A 20,069-nucleotide genomic window follows, 5' to 3' on the forward strand; every position below is an offset into this window, starting at 1 on the left:
TTTTATCCAAAACATAATGTTATCTACCTATTATAAGGAGGAACAATTATGTTTGGGAAAACAGCCGGTGAAGCATTAGTTGATTTATTAATTGACTGGGGAGTAGAACACATATACGGTATGCCTGGAGATTCCATCAATTCTATCATTGAAGCTTTAAGAAAAAAACAAGATCAAATTAAATTCATTCAAGTTCGCCATGAAGAAGCTGGTGCATTAGCAGCGGCTGCCTATGCAAAATTAACAGGAAAACTTGGCGTTTGTATGGCAATTGCAGGGCCTGGTGCTATTCATTTATTAAATGGTTTATATGATGCGAAACTCGATAAAGCCCCTGTTCTAGCAATTTCAGGTCAAGTAGAAACCGATTTACTTGGAACGGACTTTTTCCAAGAAGTAAATTTAGAAAGAATGTTTGATGATGTTGCGGTTTATAACCAGCGTATTATGTCAGCAGAGCAACTACCTGCCGTAGTGAATCAAGCAATTCGAATGGCTTATACGAAAAAAGGTGTATCCGTTCTTACTATTCCAGATGATGTCCCAAAATTCGAAGTGAAAAATGGTGCCCGTGTTACAAATACTTCTTTTACTTTGCCTGAGTTGTTTCCACAAAAAGAAGATTTAGATGCAGCGAAACTCGCAATAAATGAAGCGAAAAAGCCTGTGATTTTAGCTGGAAAAGGAACAAAACATGCGAGAGAATCTTTACTTGCATTGGCAGAACATATTGGTGCTCCAATCGTACTTACATTACCAGCTAAAGGAATTATTCCTGATGAACACCCTCTTTGTATTGGTGGATTAGGATTAATTGGAACGAAACCTTCTTATGAAGCAATGAAGCATGCAGATACTTTAATTATGGTCGGTACTTCTTATCCGTTCACCGGCTTCTTACCTGAAAAAGCAAAAACAATTCATATCGATACAGATCCTGCCCAAATCGGGAAACGTTATGCGACAGATATTGGTTTAGCTGGTGATGCTGATAAAACATTACGATGGTTAATTGAAAATGTTGAAGAACACACAGACCATTCCTTCTTAGAACATCACCAAGAAATGATGAAAAAGTGGGAAGAAAAATTACACGATCAAGAAGAAGACTCTTCCATTCCAATTAAACCACAACGCGTTATGCATGCTCTGCAGCAAGTAGCACATGATGACGCAATTCTATCAGTCGATGTCGGAAATGTAACAGTATGGACCGCAAGACACTTCCGTATGACAAACCAGCAATTTGTCATTTCTAGCTGGCTCGCAACACTTGGCTGCGGTTTACCTGGTGCACTTGCTGGAAAAATTGCTTTCCCGGATAAACAAGTATTTGCAGTTTGTGGTGATGGTGGATTTGGAATGACGATGAATGACTTCGTAACAGCTGTAAAATATAAATTACCAATCGTTGTCGTCGTATTAAACAATAATAAAATTGCGATGATTAAATTTGAACAAGAAGTTATGGGTAATATCGAATTCGAAACAGACTTAACGAACCCAGATTTCGCAAAATATGCAGAGGCGTGTGGAGGTATTGGATACCGTGTTGAGAATTTAGATGAGCTACTTCCCGCTTTCGAAAATGCAGTAAAACAAAATAAACCGTGTATTATTGATGTAGTTGTAGATGCTAACGAAGCACCAATGCCAGCAAAAATCACATTTGGTCAAGCCGCTGGTTATACGAAGCATATGATAAAAGAATTATTTGAAGAAGGTAAGATTGATTTACCTCCACTTTAAACGAAAAAAGATAGCTGAAAACAATTTGTCTTCAGCTATCTTTTTTTATTTTTGTATCTCTTTATAAAAAGAAAAGTCATTCATAGTTGGTTGTACTTGTTTCTCTACTTGCAATTCTTTACTCTCCTTCTCTGTCCTTCTCACATTTCCTAGCTTAATCGCATCTTGCATGCTATTACTAATTAGGTTTCCAGCTAAGATTGTCATACTATAAAAAGCAATCGGTATAAGTACAATCCATGTATGAGTAGTTAAGTGCCGGAAGTTTTGACCAATTAATCCTGTCCATTCTTTTGTTACACTATCTGGATCCATTCCACTGAAGGTTATTGTTCCACCAAAAAATAATTGCAACAAACCAAGGTGTAAAAGAAGTAATAAAGTACTCACAAATTGTTGTGCTACTAATAAAAGAAATGATGGTAACATATGAGGCCATATATGGCGCTTCAACCTCTGCCATTTACTCCCGCCAAGCACAGTGGCTGCCAACATAAATTCTTCTTTCTTAATACGTTTAACTTCTTGCGCTACATACAACATAACTGTTGGTACAGCAAGACATGTAAGAACTATAATTTGAAATGTCACCCGCAAATACAACGGCACAACTTCCGCTCCACTATCAAACGTTAAAACTTCATTTAACATAAAATAAGAAATCATAACCATTGGTACAATACTAAAAGGATCAAAAAAGGATGAGATAACCGGAAAAGATCGCTTACCATACATACCAAGAAGTAAACCAATCCCTCCTCCAACTATAACTCGTAAAGTTGCTATAATTATACTCGCTCCAACTGTCCATTTCGCGCCTTCTATTATTAATTGGACAAGGTCACGGCCTTTGGTATCACTTCCGAACCAAAATTTACTTGATGGCGAAAATGGAGCAGCCTCTAGTTCTCCTTTTTCATTATACATCATCGTAAGTTCACGAATATTCCCATCGAAAAATAACGTATATCCAATACTAATAATCATTAGTACACTCAGAAAAGTAATACCTATCCAAAATCTCACATCTCTTTTTACAACTTGCCACATGTTACACACGCTCCCTTATAACATTTTGTAAAAGCGTATGTAATATACGAAATAGTATAAAAAGCGGAACGTATAATATAACTAGACTCACTGTAAATATTTCTAATTTAGAATTTTCTTTTACAAATACAAACATTCCATATGTATTAAAAATCCATTCGATAATATATAAATTGGATAGCATAAATAAAATATTTGTTTTCGCATAGTAAATTGTCGTCAATAAAACATTCCTTGAAACATGATGTGTTAAAATATGCTGCAAACTTAGTCCTTTACTCTTCGCAAATATACTATAATCTTTCTCCATTTCTTCTTTAAAACGTAATAACAATAGTTTAATAAATAATAACGTTGTTGGTATTGTAAGACATATAATCGGTAACAATCGTACTCTCTCTTCTCCTAATCCAGCAAGTTTTATTGGCATAAAACCTGTTTTTTGAAAAACAATTACGATAAGAAGTTGTGATAATAAAATAAGTAATATATCCGGTATACTCTCTAGCGTAAGAAAAACTCCATTCCACATTTTTTGCTTCATATGAGAACGCTGCAATACCCAAACAACAAGTACATACGCTATAAGCAAAGACAGTAAAAAAGCTGATAGAAATACAATCATAGTTTCACTATAATGAATCCATATTTGTGGAAATAATTTCCTCGAGTCTCGAAATCCAAATGTAATTTCCCATGGTCGGAGTAACTTTCCTCCAATAAACACAATCGTGTTCCAAAAACCGATTAAATCAATTTGCAATCCCTTAAATAATCGAGGGAGCGCACCTAAACAGATTATACATAGAATTGCAGCTAATAATTGTAAACAAGTAATCCAACACCACTTAGCAGTTCGCATGAACATAACTATTACCCCTTACCATTCGATAGAATATCTAGAAACAAAAAGAGCTAAATATGTCACATCTCTTTAGCTACAACATGTACTCGCTTTTGCCCACTAGGTAAAATAGCTTGGTATAAACACGTAACAAAAAATAATAAACCAAATAAAATAATATACAAAGTATCCGCCTCAATCCATTTTGGGAATAACATAGCTATCGCTCCAAGAGATAACAATTGAAACCCTGTCGTTAATGGACTTAGCAAACTTTGAACACGCCCCATAAACGATTCTTCTACGATCTCATACATCCATCCTGATATTGCAACATTAATAAACGGTAAAAAGAATGTCGCTAAAGCGATACATACATAAAAAGTCCATACGTAATTTACAAAGTAACACATACCAAAGAAGACTCCTGATCCTGCCATACCAAAAACTATAATAGATTTTGGCGCATATTTCTTACCTATACTCGTTGCTACTATGCTTCCAATTAGTAATGAAATCCCTCCAACTACACCGCCCACCATTGCTAAACTTTCATACGTTTCTGGAGCTAGTTTGTATTTTAATATGTAAGTAGTGGATACACTTAAAACACCATTTAATAATCCAAATACGATAAATCCTAAAAGTAATTTTTTTAAAGTTTCATTTTGGTATATATACCTAATCCCTTCTTTAAACTCTGTTATTAACATCTTCAAATTAACTTCTTTCCATTTTGTTCTACCATTTGGTAAACGAACTTTTTCTGGAATGGAGATTGTTTGAATCAAAATACCACTCATAATAAAAGTGAGCGTATTTACTAAAATGCTCCCGTAAATTCCAAAAGTCCAGTACACCATCGTTGCAATTCCTACACCAAACAAAGCATACAAACTATTTACCATTTGATTAATACCCGCTGCTGCACCGTATTGGTCTGATTCAACTACTCCCTGTATCATCGATTGTTCTGCTGGAGAGAAAAATTGTATACACGCATTTTCCAAAAATAAAAATATAAAGACAAGTATAATCATCCCGTAATAAAGCGAAATTAGGATTCCAATATTACAGAGCGAGCAACATATGTTACTTACTGTACATATACGTTGTCTATCAAATCGATCCACTACTGTCCCTACCAATAGAAAAAAGATTAATGCAGGTAATGCAATCATAATTTGTGTCATCGTTGCGTAAACTGGTTGTTTTCCGTATTGATCTAGCAAATAAAACATTAAAGAAATTCCAGCAATCATAGAACCGAGTCGCTCTAAAATATTTGCTAGAAAAAAACATGCATACACTTTGTTGCGAAATAACTGTAGCATTTCTTTCATACTTCGTATCCTTTCTCTCGACAAAATAGTATTGTTTTTGTTATTTCTTGGAAGTTACATTATATTTTTCGACCATTATCCAATCTTTTCCTTCTTTATAAAAAACATAAAAAAAGAGCCCTTATTCTCAACACAAGGACTCTTTTCATAAACTATTTAGCTACCTCTTCTTTCGGCATTACCATACCTTTATAAAGTTGAACAGTTATCCAGTAATAAATGAAATAAATGACTAAGAAAATCCCTATTGGCACCCACACTTTCACAAACGGGTCAACTAATATAAAGCTAAATAAGTTAAGCCCTACTAAAACGTGAGAAATGCCAATGATCGCTGGGAAGATAAATAAATATGAAATTTCTTTATATATACTTTTCGTTAACATACTGCGTCTCACACCAATTTTTCGTAACATTTCATAACGGCGTACGTCGCGAGAAGCACCTGTTAATATTTTGAACATAAGGGAACTTGCCATCATTGCTAAAAAGGCAATTCCGAGGAAAAATCCCATAAACATTGTTCCGCTCATGAAGCTGTTCATAAACTGATAAATTGTCATTTTCGTAAATAAGTCTACCTTTTCACCTGTTGCTTTTTCAATTTGTGCTTTTTGTCTCTTGTCTATTTCGATCAATAACGGTTTATATTTTTTCATATCATCTACTTTTGCTAATATTACAGTGTGTTCTGTTCCTTGAATTCCTTTATAATGCTCTTCGTCTGCAATTCTTACTGGTTTTCCGCTAAATTGATTATGCGTAATTTGTATCTCTCTTACAACTGCGTCTTCCCAATCCTTTGGCATTTGAGGGAATTTTGCTAATTCAGGAGCCTCTAAAGCTGAATATACAGGTTCAGTTAAAGGCTCAGTCACACGTTTACGAACAGGCTCTTTTAACGTTTTTGTATCAAAATGGTCTGAAACAAGTGGTGGTTTCGCACTTAAGTCGTTACGTAAATAATAAACCGCTTCTCCATCTACTTTATAGTTGTACTTGCTTTCTTCAACAATTTCCATTTCTTTTAAGGCAGCTTTGTCTTGATCATTCGGATCATGAATTACAACATCATATACACGAGAAAAGTCTGTCATAATACCTACATTTTTTTGGAAAGCCATACCTGCCGTCATCGCACCTGCGCCTAATGCAATTAACATTGCTACAGTACCTAATACTCTCGATAAACTATTTACTCGAAAGCGTAGCTGTGCATATGTAAAACTATTTAGACCAGTTTCATTTCGTTTTTTATTCCCCTTAATTTTCATCACAAAAAATGGGAGTAATGAACTAAAGATAAAATATGTTCCAAGTGTTGTAACGATGGTTGCTATAATAAAACCTAATTCAGCATATATTTTTACATTGATCATAAAATAGTACCCTGTACTTACTAGTAATACACCAAGTACTGTCATTATAATAATGCGAGTTTTACTTTTCTTTACTTCATCTAGTGTTTCATCTTCACGAATTAACTCTAGTTCAGTTTTACGTAACAATCGGACACTGTTCATTAAGCCAGTAATGAAAAATAGTATTAAGAAGAAAATAGCTGTAACTAAAATTGCTGGTGTGTATACAGATGCATAACTACCTTTTGCTGAAATTTCCATTCCATTCATTAAAAAGTTTCCTGCTACACTTGCAAGTAACATCCCTACTAAAATACCGATAATAATACTGACAATACCCATACCGAATGTTTCAATAAATAATAACTGTGCTACTTTTTTCTTTTTTGCACCAAGCATCATGTACATACCGAGTTCTTTTCTTCTTAACGTGAGTAAGAAAGAGTTGGCATATATAATATAAAATACAGTAATGAAAGATAATAGTATTGCACCTACCCAAAAGACGAGTCTAATACTACTAATTAGGCTATTATCTTTCGTAAATTCACTATTCATCGCCATTGTTTGGAACATGTAGAAAATACTAATACTAATAACGAGGCCAATAAGTAAAACCATATAATCTTTTAACATCTTTTTCATACTATGACGTGATAATTTAAATAACATAGTTTCGCCCCCCTACTTAGACTCAGCAGCTGAGCCCATATGAGCGAGCACACCTAAAATGTCTTGATAGAAATTCTCTCGAGTGCCTTGACGATTTAATTCTTTATAAAGAAGACCATCTTGAATAAATAAAATACGCTCACAATAACTTGCACTAAATGCATCGTGTGTAACCATCAAAATACTTACATTATGATTTTCATGTAAATCTTGCATCGCTTCTAATAAACTTTTTGCATTTTTACTATCAAGCGCTCCTGTCGGTTCATCTGCTAATACAATTGCTGGATTATGTACTAAAGCTCTTGCCGCCGCTGTTCTTTGCTTTTGTCCCCCAGAAACAGCCGTCGGATATTTTGTTAAAATTTCAGTGATGCCTAATTTCTTCGCAACGTCATTTACCTTTCCAGTAATCTCACTTGATGGTACGCCTTGCAAAGAAAGTGGTAAAGCGATATTTTCATAAATTGATAAATTTTCTAGTAAGTTAAAATCTTGAAAGATAAAACCTAATTTTTGAGATCGAAAATCTGATAATGCATTACCTTTCATAGAAGTAATATTTGTACCAGCTATCGTCACACTACCACCTGTCGCCTGGTCAAGTGTACTTATCACATTAAGTAATGTCGTTTTTCCAGATCCAGAAGGCCCCATGATCCCGACAAATTCTCCTTCTTTAATACTTAACGATACGCCTCTTAATGCTTTTGACTGATTCTCATTTCTTTTCCCATACGTTTTTTCTACACTTTCTACAGTAACTACATTTGTTGACATCTCTTTCACTCCATCCCTTTTGTATAAAATCAATTTCTCACATATTTCTTATTATTTTGTCATGTAAATTCTTAAGAATTTTTTAATTATTCATCCAATAAGAGTTACACCCTTAACATGAACCTATTTCCTACTTCATATTCTCATTTTTCTACAACTCGTTCCCTCGATTTCGCTTACATTTACCTTACATTTTTGTAAGATAAAAAAGAAAACACACTAATTTCTAATAGTGTGTTTTCTTTACAATCAATATTTTCTATTCTTTATTTCTTCTTCAATACTTGCCACAAATACATCTAGCGCAACAACTTCTGACTTCTCTTCTCCATATTTACGTACATTTACAGCTCCGTTTTCCATTTCCTTATCCCCAATAACAAGAATATACGGTACTTTTTGCATTTGTGCTTCTCTTATTTTATATCCTAATTTTTCATCTCGTGCATCCTCTTCAACACGAACTCCAGCTTGTGCTAATTTATGTGCAATCTCATTGGCATATTGTTCATGTACTGCATTTGAAACTGGAATTACTTTCACTTGAACTGGTGCCACCCATGCCGGGAACGCCCCTCCAAAGTGCTCAATTAATATTGCTAAGAAGCGATCTAATGACCCTAAAACTGCCCTGTGAATAACAACTGGTCTTTTCTTTTCATTATTTTCATCTATATAATTTAAATCAAATTTCTCTGGCATTTGGAAATCAAGCTGGATTGTTCCGCACTGGTGACTTCTATTTAAAGCATCTTTAATATGAAAATCAATTTTCGGCCCGTAAAATGCACCGTCACCTTCATTTAGTCTATATTTATAATTTAGCGATTGTAATACATTTTCTAATGCTGCTTCTGCTTGCTCCCATAATTTATCGTCACCCATTGAATCTTCTGGACGAGTAGAAAGCTCTACTTCATATTCGAATCCAAAAGTTTTATATACGTAATCAATTTGCGCCATTACGGATTTGATTTCATTTTCAATTTGTTTTGGAGTTACAAATAAATGTGCATCATCTTGGCAGAAAGTACGTACTCTTAATAATCCGTTTAACGCACCACTAAATTCATGGCGATGTACTTGACCGAATTCACACATACGAATCGGTAATTCACGATAAGAATGCAATTTATTTTTAAACATAAGCATGTGCCCTGGGCAGTTCATCGGTTTTAATGCAAAACTTTTATTATCTACTTCAGAGAAATACATATTATCTTTATAATGTCCCCAGTGCCCTGATCTCTCCCATACTTCTTGGTTCATCATGAACGGAGTGCGTACTTCTTGATAATTGTACTCTTTTTGAATTCCTCTTAAAAATGCTTCCAATTCGTTACGAATCATTTGTCCTTTCGGTAAATAAAACGGCATTCCCGGAGCCTCTTCAGAAAACATAAATAACTCAAGCTCATTGCCTAACTTACGATGATTTCTTTTTGCTGCTTCTTCAACGAAATGTAAATACTCTTCTAATTCTTTTTGAGAAGAGAATGCAACACCATATATGCGCTGAAGCACTTGGTTATTACTATCACCTCGCCAATATGCACCGGAAACGTGAGTTAATTGAAATGCTTTCAAATAACCTGTTGATGGTAAATGTGGCCCTCTACATAAATCTACAAATTCACCTTGTTTATATAGTGTTACACTTTCCCCACTAGGAATTGCTTCTAAAAGTTCTAATTTCAAGCGATCGTTCATTTCTTGAAAAAGTTTTGCTGCTTCTTCTCGAGAAACCTCAACTCGTTCTATCTTTATATTTTCATTTATAATCTTTTTCATTTCTTTTTCGATTTTTCGTAAATCTTCTATGTTTACACTACTTGGAAGATCCATATCATAATAAAATCCATTTTCAATAACAGGCCCTACCCCAAGATTTATATCACCATACATTCTTTTTACAGCTTGCGCTAAAATATGTGCCGCAGAGTGTCTTGCAATTTCTACACCTTCATTTGAATCTATAGTAATGATTTCTACTTCCGCATTTTCTTCAATATTTCGGCGTAAATCATATAATCCATCATTTACTTTCCCCGCGACTGCTTTCTTTTTCAAACTACTACTAATAGATCCCGCAATTTCTTCTAAAGTAATTCCTTTTCCAAATTCTTTCACGCTACCATCTGGAAATTTAATTTCAATCATTTGTTCTTTCATTTTTCATCTCTCCATTTCATAATAAAAAGCACACTCATCCCTAAAATAGGGACGAGCGTGCTTATACCCGTGGTTCCACCCAGATTCCCATCACAAAATGCAATGGCTTCTTTTACGGTAACGTCGTTTATACGGCACTAGATACTTAATTTCCCCAGTGCAGCTCTAAGGTGGTAAGTTATTTTTCTGCGTTAGGAAGTTCTCAGCTTTCCTTCCTTCTCTGTATAACCGGGTAAAATAACTCGTGTCCTTTTCTTCGCTTATTATGAAATTGAATGCAAAAAAGCATATTCATCCCTAAATATAGGGACGAATATGCTTATATCCGTGGTTCCACCCAGATTCCCATCACAAAAAACATAATGGCTTCTTTTGCGATAACGTCGCATACACGGCACTAGATACTTAATTTCCCTAGTGCAGCTCTAAGGTGGTAAGTTATTTTTCTGCGTTAGGAAGTTCTCAGCTCTCCTTCCTTCTCTGTATAACCGGGTAAAATAACTCGTGTCCTTTTCTTTGCTTTTTGTAAAACATCCATTTATTGTTATTTAATATATCTTATTCATTTTATTTTTGCAAGTGTTTAAAAAAATTATTTATTTAATTAAAAAAGTGAAACCAAATTTTTTTGGTTTCACTTCACAATTTTACCAATCTTGTGGTTCGTAATTTAAGTCTGCAAATAGACGTCTTTTCTCTTTCTTCGTTAAATCTCTCCACTGCCCAACTGGTAAATTATTCAATTCGATATTCATAATTCTCGTACGTTTTAACGTGTATACTTGATAACCTAAAGCTTCACACATACGGCGAATTTGACGATTTAGCCCTTGTGTTAAAATAATTTGGAACTCATATTTTGATAACTGTGTAACCTCACAAGGAAGCGTTTTTGTTCCTAAAATTTTAACACCCGCTGCCATTTTCTCTAAGAAATCAGGTGTAATTGGCTTATCTACTGAAACGATATATTCTTTCTCATGTTTGTTTTCAGCACGTAAAATTTCATTAACAATATCACCATCATTCGTTAATAAAATTAAACCGTCTGAGTCTTTATCAAGACGTCCAATGTGACTAATTCGTAAAGGATGGTTCACTAAATCGATAATATTACCTTTTACAGCTTTTTCACTCGTACATGTAATACCTACTGGTTTATTTAAAGCGATATATACGTGATCTCGAGCAATTCGAAGCTGCTCTCCATTTACTCGTACATCATCACCTGGGTTCACTTGGTCACCAATTTTTGCAACCTTACCGTTAATAATTACTCTTCTCTCATTAATTAGTTTATCCGCTCCACGTCGAGACGCTTTTCCAGCTTCACTAATAAATTTATTGATACGCAAATTAGGCACATCCTTTTCTAAAAAAATTTCAAGCTCACACTGCTTCTACCGTACAATACAAAAGGGTAAGCCTCCTATTATAACTTAAATATATTAACATGAAAGGGTATATAACGTCTTCTATTAATTAGTTGTTTATAAGAAAATATCGTTATTATACAATCATTTATGCACTTTTTCATCGTTTAATATACAAGCCATTCTTCCTTACATACAGCTTGTTTTCCTTGTATCTTTTCTATATCTTCATGAATATTAGCTAATTTATATAAATCTGGGAAAATCTCTTCCACATAATGTTGGTGCGCTATTTCATCTTTCCAGTACGTTAACACTATGTAACGATTTTCATTTTTTAAAGACTTCCCAACTACTCCACCTAGCATTCCTTTTGCTTTTTCCATTCCTTTATTCCAAATTGTTTCTTGCTTATGTAAAAAATACTTTTCCTTTTCCAACTTTACATCACATATAGCAACTCTTACGAATGCCCCCTCTATTACAACGTCTTTCAAATGCATATCAGTTATATCATACAACGTTTGAAATAATTCAATTTCACATGAAAGAAACGTATCCTCTTGATTACTATTTAAATAAATTGTATCGTGAGCTCCATTCATAAATGATTGATATACACTTCTATCTTCCCATAAAGTAAATACACATGCCTCATCTTCATTCCATCCACCAAATTGTCCATGAAAACCCTCTAGGTGTTGTATATCACGCCATTTTTCTTGCGCACTGGAAAACAATTCTTTTTTCTCTTCTTCCACCTTACAGTAGATTGTTTTTAGTAACATTTTTAATTCCCCCTTATGATTCGATCCATTTCCCACTCGCCATACTTTCTATTTTTCCATATACACAAACGTTAATTTATTTTGTTATCAACTCCATTACTTATTCAAAGTTTGATGCCCTCCGTAAATGTTGTAAGTTGATTATTGGAATACTTACCGTGTAAAAATACATCTAAAATATAAAAATTAAAATCTCTTGCTTTCTTACCCTGTTTATAGTTTACATAACATTATTATGTATTACCGATTATCTATATCATTCAATAAAACATATTATTTTATACTATACGCATAATAATTTTAATTCAAACAATTCAGAATTAAAATCCAAAAAAGATAGAAAGTAAACAATCTTACATTATCATCTACTCCCTATCTCTTTTATCATCAATTATTTTTCAAACAAATAATACGTAATTTCTCCTGGATAATGTAATACAGTTACCTTCCGCTCCCCCTTTTTAAAACTAACAGTATGCCCGTTTTCCCCTAAGTTCTCCCATCCACTCGCCTTTGTAATTGGCATTACACTTATATATTGATAATCCTCTTCCTTATCATCGTTAATATGAATTGCTGACATTGGTACTGGAAAACCTTTAATTTTAGATTCTTTATTCATAAATATGAATGCAATTACACCAACTAATAACATAGCCATTGAAATACTTGAAACTAGTTTTCTTCTATTCATTTTCACTAAAAACCCTCTTTTCTCACATATAACTTTCATCATTTTACTAACTTTAATTATTTATGTATAGAAAAGATATAATTTAAATCATTTCCAACCTATTTTCTCTACTCCAAACAACATTATTGTTATATATTATAATTATAAGTTTTTAAATTTTGGAGGCGTTACATATTGCAGAAATTACTTTTTACTAAATGGACAGTTATTATTTCTATTTTCATCATTTTCGGTACAATTTTCTACGTTACTAATGTTAAAAATAACAACGAAAAAGCACCTGTAGAAACAGCGGATACAAAAACTTTCAAAACGAAATTACAACCTAAAATTAATGAATTGACTACTAATTATAATGAAATCATTGAAAAAGATTGGTTGCCTGCCTGGGAAGAGATTAACACGAATGGAGATTCAGTAGATCGAAATAAACTATTAGTTACAATGAATGCCGTTTCCAAGCAGTATGAAACAATTATGAACGAAATAGACACACTTAAAATTGAAGAAAACATCACAGATATAGATATACAAAAACAACTAATTCAATTCACAACTCAGTTTAAATCCGCATCAAATTTCATGAAAAATGCAGCAAATTTGATTATAGACGGAACAAATAACTCTATTCCAACCAATGAAACTATTGAAAAAACAAAACAAGCTTTAGGACTTGCGGATCAACATATTGTCATCGCTTTATCTACTTTAAATGAAGTTGAAGATAAATTAGGACTTACAAAAAAATAAAACTATTTTAAAATAAAAAATGATTGCAATTCACAATTTGTATGTCTATAATATTTTTATTGATTTACAATCAATGTGTTTATAAATTTTATAATTCGGATGAACCATTCAGGAGAAGGTCTATTGATCTACCGACGGGGCAAAAAGTTGTTATACCAACTTTGAAACTCTCAGGTCTTGGTTACAAGTAGAACTGCATGGGGACGAATCTCTGGAGAGACTCCCTCTCGCTTTTATAGAGCGCGGAGGAAAACGAGCACCGAAGGAGCAAATCCGCTACTTTAGCGGATAATCTCTCAGGTAAAAGGACAGAGACAAGCGAAAGAAAAAGCCGATTGTATCGGTTTATTTTTCTATCCCTTGTTTCTCCAGAGACCATTTCATTTACTTGAAGTGGTTTTTATTTTTTCTAAAAAAGGAGAATAAAGATGGAGACAGTAAGTAAAGTATTAGAACAACTAAATCAATACGTGTGGGGATTACCAACTTTGTTGCTACTCGTTGGAACTGGTGTCATTCTCACAATGCGTTTGAAAGGTTTACAGTTTAGTAAACTATTATACGCTCACAAACTAGCGTTTAAAAAATCAGAAGATACTTCTTCTTCTGGAGATATTAGTCACTTCCAAGCACTCATGACAGCTATGGCCGCAACGATTGGTATGGGAAATATAGCCGGTGTTGCAACAGCTGTCACTATAGGTGGACCTGGTGCAATATTTTGGATGTGGATTACCGCATTGTTCGGTATGGCAACAAAGTATGCTGAAGCAATACTTGCAGTGAAATACCGTGTTAGTAATGAAAATGGTGAATATTCAGGTGGGCCAATGTATTATTTAGAACGTGGTTTGGGTAAGAAATGGCTAGCAGTATTATTCGCTATATTTGGTACAACTGCTTCTTTCGGTATTGGTAATATGGTGCAATCTAATTCAGTTGCAGAGGCAATGCGAATTAATTTCTCTTTCCCTCCTGCTTTAACTGGTATACTAATGGCATTTTTAATCGCAATTGTTATTTTAGGCGGTGTAAAAAAAATCGGGAAAGTGACGGGATATGTCGTTCCTATTAAAGCTTTCTTTTATATAATTGCTGGTCTTATAATTATTTTCTATCACTACGACCAAATTCCTGAAGCATTTTCACTTATTTTTTCTGGTGCATTTAATGGTACAGCAGCTGCTGGTGGTTTTATTGGGTCAACAGTTGCATCAGCTATTCAAATTGGAATGGCGCGTGGTGTATTTGCGAACGAAGCTGGTTTAGGGAGTGCACCAATTGCTGCTGCGGCTGCAAAAACTGATTCACCTGCAAAACAAGCTTTAGTTTCAATGACTGGTACTTTTCTAGATACGTTTATTGTATGTACAATTACAGGACTAGTATTAATTACTACAGGTGCTTGGAAATCTGGTAAAACTGGCGTTGAAGCTACAACACTTGCATTCCAATCTGTATTTGGTACTGCTGGTAGTATGATTCTCGGTATCGCAATTATTTTATTTGCCTACTCTACTATTTTAGGCTGGTCGTATTATGGAGAAAAATGTGTAGCTTATTTATTCGGAGAAAGTGCTGTTAAATATTATAAAGCAATCTTTATCGTCATGATTGCAATTGGTGCTAATTTAAAGCTAGGAATCGTATGGACATTTGCTGATATTGCAAATGGACTTATGGCCATTCCAAACTTAATTGGTCTAATTGGATTAAGTAGTATTGTTGTTGCTGAAACGAATCGCTTTTTACAAGCAGAGAAATTGAAAGAAAATAATAAAAAACAGGCCAGTTAATCTATGAAAAAAGGAATGACTCATACATGATGAGCATTCCTTTTTTCATCCCCTCTTTTACTTAATTACTATCATTAAAAATATATTTATATCAATGTTTACTCCTTTTTATTCCTCCAAAAGTTTTTCACATAAATGTCATAAATCGTATGGTCTAACTATATAGTTGAAAAGGAATGCGACATTAAAGTGTCGCTGAAAAACTCATCCAAGAAAAGGGAGGAAAAATCTTTTGAAAAACAAAATCATTGTTTTCCTATCTGTTTTATCATTTATTATTGGTGGTTTCTTCTTTAACACAAATACTTCAAGCGCTGAAACATCATCTACTGATTACGTTCCTAACCAATTAATCGTTAAGTTCAAGCAAAATGCATCTTTAAGTAATGTGCAATCTTTTCATAAATCTGTCGGAGCTAATGTCTTATCTAAAGATGATAAGTTAGGTTTTGAAGTCGTACAATTTTCAAAGGGTACTGTAAAAGAAAAAATAAAGAGTTATAAAAATAATCCAGATGTAGAATATGCAGAACCGAATTATTACGTTCACGCCTTTTGGACTCCAAACGACCCATATTTTAAAAATCAATATGGATTACAAAAGATTCAAGCTCCACAAGCTTGGGATAGCCAACGAAGTGATCCTGGTGTAAAAGTAGCTATTATTGATACAGGAGTTCAAGGTTCACATCCTGATTTGGCTTCGAAAGTAATTTACGGGCATGATTATGTTGATAACGACAATACATCTGATGATGGTAATGGTCATGGTACACATTGCGCTGGAATTACTGGAGCACTTACGAATAACAGTGTCGGAATTGCTGGTGTTGCCCCACAAACTTCAATTTATGCTGTCCGCGTATTAGATAATCAAGGAAGTGGTACTCTTGATGCTGTAGCGCAAGGTATTCGAGAAGCTGCTGATTCGGGTGCAAAAGTAATTAGTTTAAGTTTAGGAGCTCCAAATGGTGGTACTGCATTACAACAAGCCGTTCAATATGCATGGAATAAAGGCTCTGTTATAGTTGCAGCTGCTGGAAATGCTGGAAATACAAAAGCTAATTACCCTGCTTATTACAGCGAAGTAATTGCAGTTGGTTCTACAGATCAATCAGATAGAAAATCTTCATTTTCTACTTATGGTAGCTGGGTAGATGTTGCAGCACCAGGTTCAAATATATATTCAACATATAAAGGAAGCACGTATCAATCATTAAGTGGTACATCTATGGCAACACCTCATGTTGCAGGAGTCGCTGCTCTTTTAGCAAATCAAGGATATAGTAATACACAAATTCGCCAAATTATTGAGTCAACTTCTGATAAAATTAGTGGTACAGGTACGTACTGGAAAAACGGTAGAGTCAATGCATATAAGGCTGTACAATACGCTAAGCAATTACAAGAAAATAAAGCTTCTTAAGAAAACTTTAATCAGTCGATCTACCATGAATGCGGAATAAAATAGAAGGAGAGACTTCTATAATTAAAGCCTCTCCTTCTTACAAACTATATTACTCTCCCTGCTTTTTAACCATATGTAAATACAGTACAAAATCCATCATTGTCGACGAATGACCAAGTTGACGGATCATCGCTGTTATATTTCCTCTATGATATGTACCATGATTTACGACATGTTGCACTAATTCTAAAATCGAAGTTTCTAATTTCCCTACATATGGATTCTCAATAACAAATACAGCATTCACATCTTGTATTGTAATTAAAAAATCTTTATATTGATTTGCCATGTTTTCAAACATTTTTTCTAATTCATGTAACGATTTAGTTTCAATTTGTTTTCGTAAATCTTCTCGGTCTTGTATTGCTTCATTCATACTTTTACCATGCAATATATGTAACCACACTTGATCTGTAATATAAATATGCACAAAAGTATCCTTAATGGATGGAAATACACTCTGTATCTGCTCCTTAAAAATGGTCTCATAGTTTGGTAACTCTTTTAATCGATTGAATAATCTTGTATTAGCCCAAGCATGATAATCACACTGTTTTAATATATAATCTTTCAATTTATATTACCTCCTTATTGTATGAAACGAATGGTTTGTTTCTTCATTTCTGATTCTCTATCAGCCTTTGCAATCCCTTTTTCTTTCATTTCATGCTTATTTATCGTTTTATATTTTACATACGTATAAAATTCCGTTTGAAATGGAAATGGTGTAATCCGAATTGTTTCCTCATCCACCCATTCAGCTTGAATAAGTTTCTCCTCTTTACTATTAAACATTTCTGTTCCTTCAAAACCATCTTTAAATAAATCAATTTCATCTTTCTTTTTGACACCAGGCTTATTCATACATACGTATAAAGAAAGTTCATCACAAAACTTTAATAATCTATAATGTTTATCGAACATCGCAAACTGTTCCTTTGTTAACGTTTTCAAGATTCTTTTTTGTCGTTCTAATTCATGTTTATAAAATGACATCATCTCTTCATCTTCCTCGTTTAGTGGAAATGATAAAAAATGTTTACTACAAAGCAATGCCCCGTATGGATTAGAATTTTCAATTTCATTCAAACCAATCGTATAAAAAACAAAACGTAATGGGCTTGGACAATCCATAAATGTATATGGAATATTTTTAGCATCATTTAAAATTGGTACTTTATCAAGCTCTATCCATCCTCTGTCATGCTCATATATTGCATCAACTGTTTCTTTTAAATATGTTTTACCTTCAAAAAAGTGTTCTTTTATATGCTTTGCAATCTCTCCAGCTAAAAAACCATGATCATGTTGACGAATTAATATACTTTCCTTCTCATTTTTTTCACGAAAAATCATTCGTATACTCCCCCTCATCCTCATACTAAAGCTTTTTATATGCATCGATTCTTAATTAATCCCCAAATAATAGAAGGGATTCAGTCTCTTGCAACGAAATTAACATAATTATATAGTATTCTTTCTAATCATAGTGATAGCTTTATCTTTACTATCTATTATACTAAAACATTCATTCCAAAAATTTTTTTATGAGGTGAAAACATGAACAAAACAGAATTAATTAAAAACGTAGCACAATCAGCTGATATTTCTCAAAAGGACGCTTCTGCAGCTGTACAATCCGTATTTGACACAATTGCTAATGCATTACAATCTGGCGATAAAGTTCAATTAATCGGATTTGGAACTTTTGAAGTGCGCGAAAGATCTGCTCGTACAGGACGTAATCCGCAAACTGGCGAAGAAATTCAAATCGCAGCTGGTAAAGTTCCTGCATTTAAAGCAGGTAAAGAATTAAAAGAAGCTGTTAAATAAACAAGAAACCAGCCATTTTATAGGCTGGTTTCTTGTTTATTTAAGCAATTGCTTTATATTCTCTGCATGATACACTTCACAAATATAAAATACACATTTGCAGTTACTGACAATTTGATACTTTCTAGTTGGATACACATTCGCTGTAACAGAACATCCATCAAACAATTCGATAATATTTCCAGATGGCTGATATCCTTCATATAATACGTTTCTTCTTACTTCCATCTTTTCTATAAGCTTTTCAACAGGAATATTTCCACTCTCTAATTCACTCTTTATTGCGTCCGGTAAAAACGAAGTGTCTGCAAAAATTAGATTTTCAGATAACACCTTGCCTTTATAACTAACATTAGATACACGGTAAAGAAATGTTCCATCTTTATCAAAGAAATTCTTTGCTTCTTTCGGAATGTACTGTCTACCAAGTGCCTCTTGTTCAAGAACATCAAACTGAACTGTATCATTTAAAAGCTTTTCTAAAGCATGAATGGATGATGTATCTCCAGAAAATAAAATATTTTTAATTGCTTGTATGTTATAAGTGAATTCATTCTTTCTATTTTCCGCCACTAACATGAGGAACACCTCTTCTATAATTTTTTTATTTAAGATTTAAAAGTGCTACCGCGTCTAATTGCGTAATTTCAGTCACTTCCTTACTGAATACTGCAACAGAAGCCATATAATCTAAACTAGGCCTTACATCTTCCATCATTGTATTATCTGCCAACTCTTGCTTATCTTTAAAAACTAACAATTTTGGAGGAGTATTTGGAGCTGATACTGTAATATGTACTGGTGGAATCAATAGTCCTTCGCCTGTCGCTTTCAGCACCGCTTCTTTTCGAGTCCAATATGTTAAAAAACCTTCTATTTTCTGTTCATTTGGTAGTTTCATAACTTGCACTATTTCAATGTCTGTTAATACACCTTCTGCCATTTTCATAACATCTACATTTGGATTCATTTGTTCTACATCTATGCCAACAGGTGCAGATTTTGTAAATGCAACGACAACCCACTCACCTGAATGCGAAACAGATAATTGCGGCATACCTTCTGGTAATTGTGGTCTACCATGTTGCAATTTACATACTGAGCACATTCGATCAATTGGTACTTGGACTGGTGACATAGAAAGTATTTTGCCGAGAACTAATCTACTAATTACGCAACCTATTATAAAACGAGCTCGATCTGCCGAATGATGATACGAATTTGCTTTCTCTCGCTCTATATCATTTAGTAAATTGTAATGCCATGATTGTAAATCTGAAATTCTTGCCCACCATATTTGACAATCATTCTCATTCAAAGTTGGAACAGAATCTGCAACTTTACTTTCTATCATGTAAACTCTCCTTTATTCAACGAATATCAATTTTCATAAAAA

At 33.7% G+C, this 20,069-nt stretch carries 18 protein-coding genes, 1 riboswitch and 2 other annotated features; of the genes, 5 read left to right on the forward strand and 13 right to left on the reverse strand.

The features are described from left to right. The first annotated feature begins 48 nt into the window (after window positions 1–48). Window positions 49–1,749 carry a pyruvate oxidase gene (locus tag OXT04_RS09445; protein ID WP_000467249.1) on the forward strand — a complete coding sequence of 567 codons (1,701 nt, stop codon included), beginning with the start codon at window positions 49–51 and terminating at the stop codon, window positions 1,747–1,749. A gap of 45 nt (window positions 1,750–1,794) precedes the next feature. Here the strand turns inward: OXT04_RS09445 and OXT04_RS09450 are convergent, their stop codons facing one another. The 9 genes from OXT04_RS09450 to OXT04_RS09490 form a co-directional block, all read right to left on the reverse strand. Continuing rightward, complete coding sequence (locus OXT04_RS09450) at window positions 1,795–2,799, reverse strand: ABC transporter permease subunit (protein ID WP_098236209.1); 1,005 nt, start codon at window positions 2,797–2,799, stop codon at window positions 1,795–1,797. Between the two features lies 1 nt (window position 2,800). After that, the gene (locus OXT04_RS09455) at window positions 2,801–3,667 is read right to left on the reverse strand and encodes an ABC transporter permease subunit (RefSeq protein ID WP_141541647.1); all 867 of its coding nucleotides are present in this window, start codon (window positions 3,665–3,667) and stop codon (window positions 2,801–2,803) included. A gap of 56 nt (window positions 3,668–3,723) precedes the next feature. Next, window positions 3,724–5,013 carry an MFS transporter gene (locus tag OXT04_RS09460; RefSeq protein ID WP_267414412.1) on the reverse strand — a complete coding sequence of 430 codons (1,290 nt, stop codon included), beginning with the start codon at window positions 5,011–5,013 and terminating at the stop codon, window positions 3,724–3,726. A gap of 125 nt (window positions 5,014–5,138) precedes the next feature. Continuing rightward, window positions 5,139–7,019 carry an FtsX-like permease family protein gene (locus tag OXT04_RS09465; protein ID WP_097821726.1) on the reverse strand — a complete coding sequence of 627 codons (1,881 nt, stop codon included), beginning with the start codon at window positions 7,017–7,019 and terminating at the stop codon, window positions 5,139–5,141. Between the two features lie 12 nt (window positions 7,020–7,031). Beyond that, complete coding sequence (locus OXT04_RS09470) at window positions 7,032–7,799, reverse strand: ABC transporter ATP-binding protein (RefSeq protein ID WP_000106426.1); 768 nt, start codon at window positions 7,797–7,799, stop codon at window positions 7,032–7,034. Between the two features lie 249 nt (window positions 7,800–8,048). Next, window positions 8,049–9,971, reverse strand: a complete 1,923-nt coding sequence (gene thrS / locus OXT04_RS09475) for a threonine--tRNA ligase (protein ID WP_000663044.1) — start codon at window positions 9,969–9,971, stop codon at window positions 8,049–8,051. 44 nt (window positions 9,972–10,015) lie between these two features. Continuing rightward, window positions 10,016–10,237 (reverse strand) — a binding site (T-box leader). 36 nt (window positions 10,238–10,273) lie between these two features. Continuing rightward, window positions 10,274–10,497 (reverse strand) — a binding site (T-box leader). A gap of 121 nt (window positions 10,498–10,618) precedes the next feature. Next, window positions 10,619–11,326, reverse strand: coding sequence for a 23S rRNA pseudouridine(2604) synthase RluF (gene rluF, locus OXT04_RS09480; RefSeq protein ID WP_001222162.1), 708 nt, complete (start codon window positions 11,324–11,326; stop codon window positions 10,619–10,621). Between the two features lie 185 nt (window positions 11,327–11,511). Further along, complete coding sequence (locus tag OXT04_RS09485) at window positions 11,512–12,132, reverse strand: YdbC family protein (protein ID WP_000925176.1); 621 nt, start codon at window positions 12,130–12,132, stop codon at window positions 11,512–11,514. A 391-nt stretch (window positions 12,133–12,523) separates the two neighbouring features. Continuing rightward, window positions 12,524–12,868 carry a hypothetical protein gene (locus tag OXT04_RS09490; RefSeq protein WP_003278183.1) on the reverse strand — a complete coding sequence of 115 codons (345 nt, stop codon included), beginning with the start codon at window positions 12,866–12,868 and terminating at the stop codon, window positions 12,524–12,526. A gap of 132 nt (window positions 12,869–13,000) precedes the next feature. On the opposite strand from OXT04_RS09490, the gene OXT04_RS09495 reads away from it, so the two are divergent. From OXT04_RS09495 to OXT04_RS09505, 3 genes are all read left to right on the forward strand, one after another. Next, entirely contained in the window at window positions 13,001–13,576 is a 576-nt protein-coding gene (locus OXT04_RS09495; protein ID WP_001170865.1) for a hypothetical protein, read from the forward strand. 201 nt (window positions 13,577–13,777) lie between these two features. After that, window positions 13,778–13,898, forward strand: a riboswitch (glycine riboswitch). 106 nt (window positions 13,899–14,004) lie between these two features. Continuing rightward, window positions 14,005–15,372, forward strand: coding sequence for an alanine/glycine:cation symporter family protein (locus OXT04_RS09500; protein WP_016512868.1), 1,368 nt, complete (start codon window positions 14,005–14,007; stop codon window positions 15,370–15,372). A 232-nt stretch (window positions 15,373–15,604) separates the two neighbouring features. Then, window positions 15,605–16,798, forward strand: a complete 1,194-nt coding sequence (locus OXT04_RS09505; protein WP_000790932.1) for a S8 family peptidase — start codon at window positions 15,605–15,607, stop codon at window positions 16,796–16,798. A gap of 91 nt (window positions 16,799–16,889) precedes the next feature. Here the strand turns inward: OXT04_RS09505 and OXT04_RS09510 are convergent, their stop codons facing one another. Next, entirely contained in the window at window positions 16,890–17,414 is a 525-nt protein-coding gene (locus OXT04_RS09510; RefSeq protein WP_000656263.1) for a DinB family protein, read from the reverse strand. Window positions 17,415–17,428: 14 nt separating this feature from the next. Beyond that, window positions 17,429–18,196 carry a DUF3891 family protein gene (locus tag OXT04_RS09515; protein WP_000577301.1) on the reverse strand — a complete coding sequence of 256 codons (768 nt, stop codon included), beginning with the start codon at window positions 18,194–18,196 and terminating at the stop codon, window positions 17,429–17,431. Between the two features lie 204 nt (window positions 18,197–18,400). On the opposite strand from OXT04_RS09515, the gene OXT04_RS09520 reads away from it, so the two are divergent. After that, on the forward strand, window positions 18,401–18,673 hold the full coding sequence (locus tag OXT04_RS09520; RefSeq protein WP_001043905.1) for an HU family DNA-binding protein: 273 nt from the start codon (window positions 18,401–18,403) through the stop codon (window positions 18,671–18,673). A 36-nt stretch (window positions 18,674–18,709) separates the two neighbouring features. Here OXT04_RS09520 and OXT04_RS09525 read toward each other — a convergent pair whose 3' ends face one another. Continuing rightward, complete coding sequence (locus OXT04_RS09525) at window positions 18,710–19,252, reverse strand: hypothetical protein (RefSeq protein ID WP_000959120.1); 543 nt, start codon at window positions 19,250–19,252, stop codon at window positions 18,710–18,712. Between the two features lie 25 nt (window positions 19,253–19,277). Then, window positions 19,278–20,027: a 4'-phosphopantetheinyl transferase Sfp gene (sfp, locus tag OXT04_RS09530; RefSeq protein WP_000572987.1), complete on the reverse strand. Its 750-nt coding sequence runs from the start codon at window positions 20,025–20,027 to the stop codon at window positions 19,278–19,280. Window positions 20,028–20,069: the final 42 nt, after the last annotated feature.

This window comes from Bacillus sp. GC_Bacil_1 (assembly GCF_026540675.1).
In the GTDB taxonomy this organism is placed as follows: domain Bacteria; phylum Bacillota; class Bacilli; order Bacillales; family Bacillaceae_G; genus Bacillus_A; species Bacillus_A cereus.